The organism is Massilia sp. CT11-108, assembly GCF_047302915.1.
GTDB classification, from domain to species: domain Bacteria; phylum Pseudomonadota; class Gammaproteobacteria; order Burkholderiales; family Burkholderiaceae_D; genus Telluria; species Telluria orientalis.
Window position 1 is genome coordinate 1 of record NZ_JBKYMO010000290.1, and the last position, 7,296, is coordinate 7,296.

At 67.9% G+C, this 7,296-nt stretch carries 7 protein-coding genes; 4 read left to right on the forward strand and 3 right to left on the reverse strand.

The window, feature by feature from the left end:
- Together ACEN88_RS20580 and ACEN88_RS20585 are read left to right on the forward strand one after the other, a co-directional pair.
- Positions 1-703 (forward strand): hypothetical protein (locus tag ACEN88_RS20580; protein ID WP_413342533.1); only part of this gene is annotated, 703 nt, incomplete at its 5' end.
- A 57-nt stretch (positions 704-760) separates the two neighbouring features.
- On the forward strand, positions 761-4,156 hold the full coding sequence (locus ACEN88_RS20585) for an arabinofuranosidase catalytic domain-containing protein (RefSeq protein WP_413342534.1): 3,396 nt from the start codon (positions 761-763) through the stop codon (positions 4,154-4,156).
- Here ACEN88_RS20585 and ACEN88_RS20590 read toward each other — a convergent pair.
- Both ACEN88_RS20590 and ACEN88_RS20595 read right to left on the reverse strand, forming a co-directional pair.
- A complete protein-coding gene (locus ACEN88_RS20590) occupies positions 4,153-4,692 on the reverse strand; it encodes a DUF2231 domain-containing protein (protein ID WP_413342535.1) in 540 nt (179 codons plus the stop codon). The genes ACEN88_RS20585 and ACEN88_RS20590 overlap by 4 nt on opposite strands.
- A 112-nt stretch (positions 4,693-4,804) precedes the next feature.
- Entirely contained in the window at positions 4,805-5,107 is a 303-nt protein-coding gene (locus ACEN88_RS20595) for a PAAR domain-containing protein (protein ID WP_413342536.1), read from the reverse strand.
- Positions 5,108-5,224: 117 nt separating this feature from the next.
- Here ACEN88_RS20595 and ACEN88_RS20600 point away from each other — a divergent pair, with 117 nt between their 5' ends.
- Entirely contained in the window at positions 5,225-5,527 is a 303-nt protein-coding gene (locus ACEN88_RS20600) for a YciI-like protein (protein ID WP_413342537.1), read from the forward strand.
- Here ACEN88_RS20600 and ACEN88_RS20605 read toward each other — a convergent pair whose 3' ends face one another.
- Complete coding sequence (locus tag ACEN88_RS20605; RefSeq protein WP_413342539.1) at positions 5,528-6,691, reverse strand: hypothetical protein; 1,164 nt, start codon at positions 6,689-6,691, stop codon at positions 5,528-5,530.
- A gap of 205 nt (positions 6,692-6,896) precedes the next feature.
- Here ACEN88_RS20605 and ACEN88_RS20610 point away from each other — a divergent pair.
- Positions 6,897-7,296: 5-oxoproline transporter, DUF969 family subunit (locus tag ACEN88_RS20610; protein WP_413342540.1), on the forward strand; the 400-nt coding region annotated here is incomplete at its 3' end.

Here is a 7,296-nt window from a genome sequence, read left to right on the forward strand (position 1 = left end):
AGCCAGGCCGGCCCCGCTGCCGGTGCCTGCCGAACCGCTGGCGCAGCGCATCGAACGCCTGGTCGCCAGCGGCGATCCGCGCGATGCGTATCGCGCGTGGTGGCTGTTGCACGCCTGCGTCGTGTTCGGGCGCACCGGTCGCCTGCCCGAGCGTGACGGCACTGAACCGGATGCCATCGCCGATCCCGCGCATGCCTGCGCGACCGTCAACGAAAGAATGAAGATGGCGCGCATCGACCATCTCGAACGCGCCGCGCGCGCGGGCGTGGACGGCGCGCTGGCGGAACTGGTCGAAGAAGGCCCGTTCGGCGACCCGACCGCCCTCACGACGCGCCCCGACGATCCGCTCGTGAAGGAGTGGAAGGAGAGGATCAACGGGATGCTGAACGAGCAGGCGGAGCAGGGCTATTGGGCCAGCCTGTACCAACTCTTTACCGGTTTCTGGTTCGGCCACCCGGCCATCGCCGCGGACCGCCAGAGCGCGCTGGCCTACGGCATGGCGCTGCGCGACATCATGGTCAAGCTGGACGGCGTGCCCGAGCAGCAGGCCATCCCGTTCAACGGTCCGTTCCTGGACGAGATCGGTACCGGCCTCACGCCGGACCAGAAGGCGCGTGCGCAGGCGCACGCCGATGCGATCGTTGCCCGTGCGGCGGACCAGCGGGACATTGCAAATCGGATATCGATCAAGCAAAAAAAGTAATTGGTCCAGGTCATGTGATCGACTCTACGATGGGAGGTTCTTGGAGAGATCGATAACATGAAAATTCTAAAACTGTTCTTCAGCCTGGCGCTGCTGTTGAGTGGACTGCCGGCCTGGGCATCCACCCAGGCTCCCCGGCCGGAAGGCCCTTGCGACATCTATGCGAAGGCGGGCGCGCCCTGCGTGGCAGCGCACAGCACTACGCGCGCGCTCTACGCCGCGTACAACGGGCCGCTCTACCAGGTCATGCGCCAGTCGGACGGCAAAACGCGCGACATCGGCGTCGTGCGAGGCGCCGGCTATGCGAACGCGGCGGCGCAGGACGCGTTTTGCGCCGACACCTATTGCTGGATCACGATCCTGTACGACCAGTCGGGCAAGCGCAATCACCTCGTGCAGGCGCCGCGCGGCACCTGGACGGGGCCCGCGTTGGGAGGCATGGACAATCTGCCGCTCGCGGACCTGGCGCCGGTCACCATCATGGGACATAAGGTGTATGGCGTGTACATCGCGCCCGGCATGGGCCTGCGCCTGAACGATACGCACGGCGTGCCCGTCGATGACCAAGCGGGCGGGCAATATGCCGTCATCAATGGCTATCACTACAACGGGGCTTGCTGCTTCGACTATGGCAACGGCGAGATCGACAGCATCGACGACGACAACGGCACGATGGAGGCCATCTATTTCGGCAACGCGAAAGGGTGGTATCGCGGCAGCGGGGCCGGGCCCTGGGTGATGGCCGACCATGAAAACAATCTCGTCGGTTGCGTCAACGACGACAAATCGAAGCTGTGCGCCAACCTGCCCACCCTCGGTTCGCGCTTCATCGCGGCCGTCACGAAAGGCAAGCCCGGACATTGGGCGACGCTGGGCGGTGATGCCCAGCGGGGACAACTGGCCGTCATGTACGAAGGCCGCCGGATCGATGCATCCTACGACCCCATGCGCAAGCAGGGCGCCGTCCTTCTCGGCAATGGCGGCGACAACAGTACCGCGTCGCAAGGCACGTTCTACGAAGGCGCGATGACGGCGCCGCGGACGTATCCGTCCAACGCGACGGACCAGCTGGTCGCGCAGAACGTGGCGGCCGCCCGTTACGAGGTCGCAGCCGTCAGTGTCGGGGCCGCAGCGGCGTCCGACGTCCCGGGCAGCCTGCACACGTTCGCGCCGCTGGCGTCCAAAGACCTGGCGGTCACGTTCACGAATACGACGGGCCAGCCCGTGCGGGGCGTCACGCTGTCCCTGGCGGTGCCGAAGGGCTGGCATGTCGACGCGGCCGCGAAAACCATCGCCGACGCGGTCGCGCCCGGCCAAAGCGTGCATGCTGTTTTCAAGGTGACATCCGGTGCCGCGCCGTTCAATGGCGACCTGAAAGGCGTGGCCACGTGGGCAGGCCGCACCGAATCGGCCGTGGCGAAGGTGCGCAATGTGGCGCCGGTAAAAATCAACGAATTCCGCCTGAGCGACGGCGCGCGCACTAACGCGACCAATGCTTTCATCGAGTTGTACAACGCCGGCGAGAAAGAAGTCGATATCTCGAACTGGACGTTCGCGCAACACGCGACGCGCGAGCCGCTGTTTTCCAAGGTGAAGATGCCTGCCGGAACCCGACTTGCCCCGCACGGCTTCTATGTACTGGGCTTGTCCAACTCGGGCCTCGTGCTGCCCGCCCAGCCGGGCGATGCGACCATCCACGTGCGGAACGTCGATGGCATCAAGCCGGACGACACTATCGTGGTCGGCGACGAAACCCGCAAGGTGGTCCGCGTCGGCACGGCGGCCGGCCAGGCGACGCCGCTGTGGCAGCCGCTGCCCGACGGTCCCATCATCACCATCCCGGCCGGTTCGACGAGCGTCCCCGTGACCAGCACCGAAGGTTTTGCCGTCGGCGATACGCTTGCCCTCGGCTACGGCACCACGTATCCGGTCGACGGACGCGCGACCGAACACTACGAAAAAGTGACCATCACCGGCGTCGGCACGGCGGGCAGCCAGGCGTGGCTGGGTCTCGATGCGGCGGCAGGTTCCACCAATATCCAGGTGACGTCGACCGCCGGCATTGCCGCCGGCGACAGGATCCGCCTCGATATCGACAGCGCCGATCACGGCATCGACATGGTCACCGTCAAGCACGTGGGCACGGCCGCCCGCCGTACGAGCCTCGCCCGCGATGCCGCTGCGGGCGCCACGACGATCGTCGTCCATGGCGCGATCGGCTTCCCCACGAAAACGAACGTCGATTACACGCCAGGCAAGGCCGTGATCGGCGCGCCCGGCAAGCTCCAAACCGTGGATATCGTGCGCGTCGAGGGCACGCCGGGCGGCGACCTCACGCTGACGATTTCCCCTGCACTCGCAAAGGATCACGTGGCCAACGAGCCGTTCGTGGAGCCGGGCACGGGCCTCGACCTGGCGGCGCCGTTGAAGTACGACCATGCCGCCAACCTGCCGTTCAGCGTGCGCGGTACGGGCATTACTTTCACCCCCGCCACCCGCCATGCGCACTCGAGCAACGAGCCGGTGCGCCCGGCGGGCAGCGGGATCGTGCTCGACCGCGCCCTGGCGCGTGCGCATGACACGGATGCCGTCGTGCGCGTGGACACCGTGACCAGCGCGGGATTCCAGGGCACCCCGAACCAGTGGTTCGGCGGCCCGGCGCTGTCGCGGGAAGCGGGCAGCATGGTGCTGCGCGATGCGGCGGGGTACGTCGTCGACAGCCTGAACTACGGGGATCTCGTCGACCCGTGGGCATCCGGTGGATTCCGCGGCGCCGCCGGCAAGGCCGCCACCTGTCACGCGGACGCCCCGGGTATCCGCGCCGCGCAAACGGGGGAGCGTTCCCTCCCGGGCATCCCGTTCAGCGGCGACCTCGCGAAAGTGGATGCGACCCAGGGCAGCACGGGACGCTATCCCGACGGCCAGGACAGCGACAACGATTGCGTGGATTTCGTGACGGCCGTCTCGGTCAGGACAGGCGCGACGGCGGCGGGAGCGACGAGCGTCAAGGTCGACACGGTCGCGCATGTTGCGCCCGGCCAGGCCGTCGTCATCGATGCGGGCGACCATGCCGAAACCCTGACGGTCGCGACGGTCGGTTCGCCCGGGCTCACCCGCGCAGCGGCGCCCGCAGACAAGGGCTCCACGGTCGTCCGCGTCGACGACGCGCGCCAGTTCGTGGCCGGCCAGCCGGTGATCGTCGGCAGCGGCGTGGATGAAGAGCAGGGTGTCGTCGCCGCGGTGGAGACGGGTTGGCGGACGGGCAAGCTGACGCTCCAGGCGCCGTTGACGCGCGCCCATGACGCGGGCGCCAGCGTGTCGGGTACCGGCCTCGTCTTCACCCGTCCGCTCACCAAAGCCCATCCGGCAGGCACGGTGATGACGGCGGCGGACGAGCTGGCGACGCCGGGCGCCGCCAACAAGCCTGTCCGCCGTCGAGCTGCCCAGCTCTAGTGCAGCATGGGGCCGGACGAGGGCGCGTAACGTTCTACGTCGTGCAGCGCCTGCACGACGCGCTCGTCGCCCGGCATCCTCGCCTCCGGCGCATGCTCGACGGGGCTGACGCCTTTGACGCGCATCCCTTGTTCGTAGACCATGCGGCCGCCGAACCAGCCGGACACGACCACGCCGATCGCGGCGATCGCCGACAGCGCCAGCGAGCCGCCCGTGTGCTTGTAGCCGCTCCGCCGCAGTGCGAGATTGGCCGCCGTCACCGCAAGTGCGCCGCCGTTCAGCATCGCGTGGACGTTGGCCGTCTGCTTGACCTCGGTCTCGTTCTCGATTTCCAGGTAATCCATGGCCCCGGCGACCCCGGCCGCGAGACCGCCGATGAGGCCGCCGGTCAGGCTGTAGAAGGCGGCGTTCGCATAGTCGTCGTTGTCCGTCGCGCGGTGCATGGCGTCGAGGATGAAACCGAACGGAATCAGGGCGGCCGGCGCCACGATCAGCATCGGGTGCAGCGGATGGCCGGCAATCGTCGATTTGGGCATGCTTCCTCCAGAAAAGGTCGTGCCGGCAGCGCGGATGAGCGGTCGGCGGGAGAAGCAAAGTGTGGCATAAGGCCGGGTATCGGCTACGCACGGTACCGTGGGGCACGGTCGGTCATGGCATCGCGCCATCGTCGATGCACTGTGCCTTGATCGTCTGGTTCGCAACCAGCCTGGGCGGCCTTGGGCAGTTGCAGATGCACAGATCGTTCTCCAGCGCGACCTGCTTGCCGTTGTAGCGCTCCGGAATGCGCGGCCCGACGCAACGGATGACGCCCGTGCTGCCGCAGGTCCGGCAAGCGATCGTATCGCCCTCCAGCGCAACGCGGACGCCGTTAATCGAGACCAGCGCGCTCGCGGAGGTCACGGTGCCGTCGGCCGTGGTGGGCGCACCCAGTGTGATGTGGTGTCTTTTCATCTCCCAATGCTGTCATGCGCTGCCGCGGTCGACGTTGTGCAAACCGCCTTGACACGACGCCTCAGCGCCGAAGCGATTACCATGTCTGGCACCAACGCGTTTTTACGGAGACATACTGTGCACTTTCTGCTGATCTACGACCTGGCCCCGGACTACCTTGAACGCCGTGGCGAATTCCGCAACGAACACCTGAGGCTGGCATGGGAAGCCCAGCATCGCGGCGAGATCGTCATCGCCGGTGCGCTGGCCGATCCGGCCGACAAGGCCGTGCTGCTGTTCAGCGGCGAATCGTCGGACGCCGCCGAGCGCTTCGCCCATGCCGATCCGTATGTCGTGAATGGACTCGTCACGCAGTGGCACGTGCGGCCGTGGATCACGGTCGTTGGCGAGCAGGCCAGCAACCCCGTCCGTCCAGAGTAACTACTTCGCCGGCAACAGCTTCACGACAAGGTTGTGCGTCGTGAGCGCGATCGAGCGGTCGGGGGCCAGGGCCACGCCGATCGGCCGGTCCAGGCTGCCAGGCAGGGCGCCGAGGGTGATGCCCGCGTGGCCCGGCACGCCGGCCACGGTGCTCGTCACGTTGTCGAGGTTGATGCGGCGGATCGTCGAGTTGCCCGTGTCGGCGATGTATAAATCGTTGCCGTCGACGGCGATGCCGCCCGGCGCGCACAGGCGTGAGACGCCCGGGCTGCCGTCCACCGCATCGCAGCGTCCCGGCTGGCCGGCCAGCGTCGACACGATGCCCTTGTCGTTCACCATGCGGATCGTCGAATTGCCGGTGTCGACGACGTAGACATTGTTCCAGTTGTCCACACCCACGTCCTGCGGTTCGCAGAACTGCGCCTGCCCGCCGTCGCCGTCGCGGCTGCCGCATACGCCCGGGGTGCCGGCGACCGTCGTGACGTTGCCGCCCGCGTCGATGCGGCGCAGCATGTGGTTGCCGGTATCGGCCACCCACAGATTGCCCAGGCGGTCCAGCGCGATGCCACGCGGCTTGCAGAAGCGCGCCGCCGTGCCTTTGCCGTCCGCGCTGCCGCAGGTGCCATCGCCGGCGATGGTCGTCGTCGTGCCGTCCGGCGCCACGCGGCGGATGACGGAATTGCCGCTGTCCGTCACGTACACATTGCCGTTGCTGTCCGCGACGAGCCGGCTCGGCTCGTTGAAGCGGGCCGCCGCGCCGGCGCCGTCCGCATAGCCGACGGCGCCGCGTGCGCCCGCCAGCGTCGTCACCACGCCCTGGGTCGAGATCCTGCGTACGGTGGCGCTGGCGCTTTCCGCCACGTACAGATTGCCCGCCGCGTCCGCCGCGATGCCCTGCGGACCGTTGAAGCGCGCCGCGCCGCCCGTGCCGTCCTGCGAGCCGGCGCATTGCCCGCAGACGTCGCCCGCGATCGGAAACAGGCCCGTGGCGCCCTGCGGCCGGTCGGGCCAGCTGGGCCAGTCGGGATGGTCGGGCCATGGATGGTCGGGCTCGTGGAACCAGCCGATCCCGATGCCGATGCCCACGTCGCCACCGCAACTGGACAAGCCCAGCAGCAGGAAACCAGACACAACCCAGCGTAGCGCGCGTTCGAAGACAGTCATGGCCGAACCCCCGATGGATACGGCATCGAGCTTAGCGCGCATCGCCTGGTAAGCCATGCGTGCGCGCAAAGCGTGCCGCCCGCTTGTGTGCAGGTCGGCGGCGCGTCGTGGCGAAGCGACGGCATCACCGGATGCACAAGACACGAACGGCGCAGAGCTAGCTCTAGGTTAAGATTCCGCACGCAACCACAACCGCTGGAGGATCATGCAATCTGCCGTCAACCTGTGGCCGCTGCTCGGCATCGCGGCCGTGGCCGCCGGATTCGTGTTGCGGGCCAATCCGGTGCTCGTCGTGATCGTCGCCTGCGGCGTGACCGGCTGGGCCGCGCACCTGCCGCTGCTGCACCTGCTGGAGTCGCTCGGCACGGCGTTCATCAAGACCCGCAACCTGCCGCTGATCCTGTTGCTGCCGCTGGCCGCGATCGGCCTGCTGGAACGCTTCGGCCTGAAGGAGCACGCGCAGGCCAGCATCGCGCGCATCCGCTCGGCCACGACGGGCCGTCTGCTGACGGTGTACCTGCTGGCGCGCGAGGTGGCGGCCGCGTTCGGCCTGACGAGCCTGGGCGGCCATCCGAACATGGTGCGTCCGCTCGTCGCGCCATGTT

What these genes read in the sequence shown, in the direction of transcription:
- ACEN88_RS20585 (WP_413342534.1), top strand. Translation starts at nt 761, where the DNA reads ATGAAAATTCTAAAACTGTTCTTCAGCCTGGCGCTGCTGTTGAGTGGA.
- ACEN88_RS20590 (WP_413342535.1), bottom strand. Translation starts at nt 4,692, where the DNA reads ATGCCCAAATCGACGATTGCCGGCCATCCGCTGCACCCGATGCTGATC.
- ACEN88_RS20595 (WP_413342536.1), bottom strand. Translation starts at nt 5,107, where the DNA reads ATGAAAAGACACCACATCACACTGGGTGCGCCCACCACGGCCGACGGC.
- ACEN88_RS20605 (WP_413342539.1), bottom strand. Translation starts at nt 6,691, where the DNA reads ATGACTGTCTTCGAACGCGCGCTACGCTGGGTTGTGTCTGGTTTCCTG.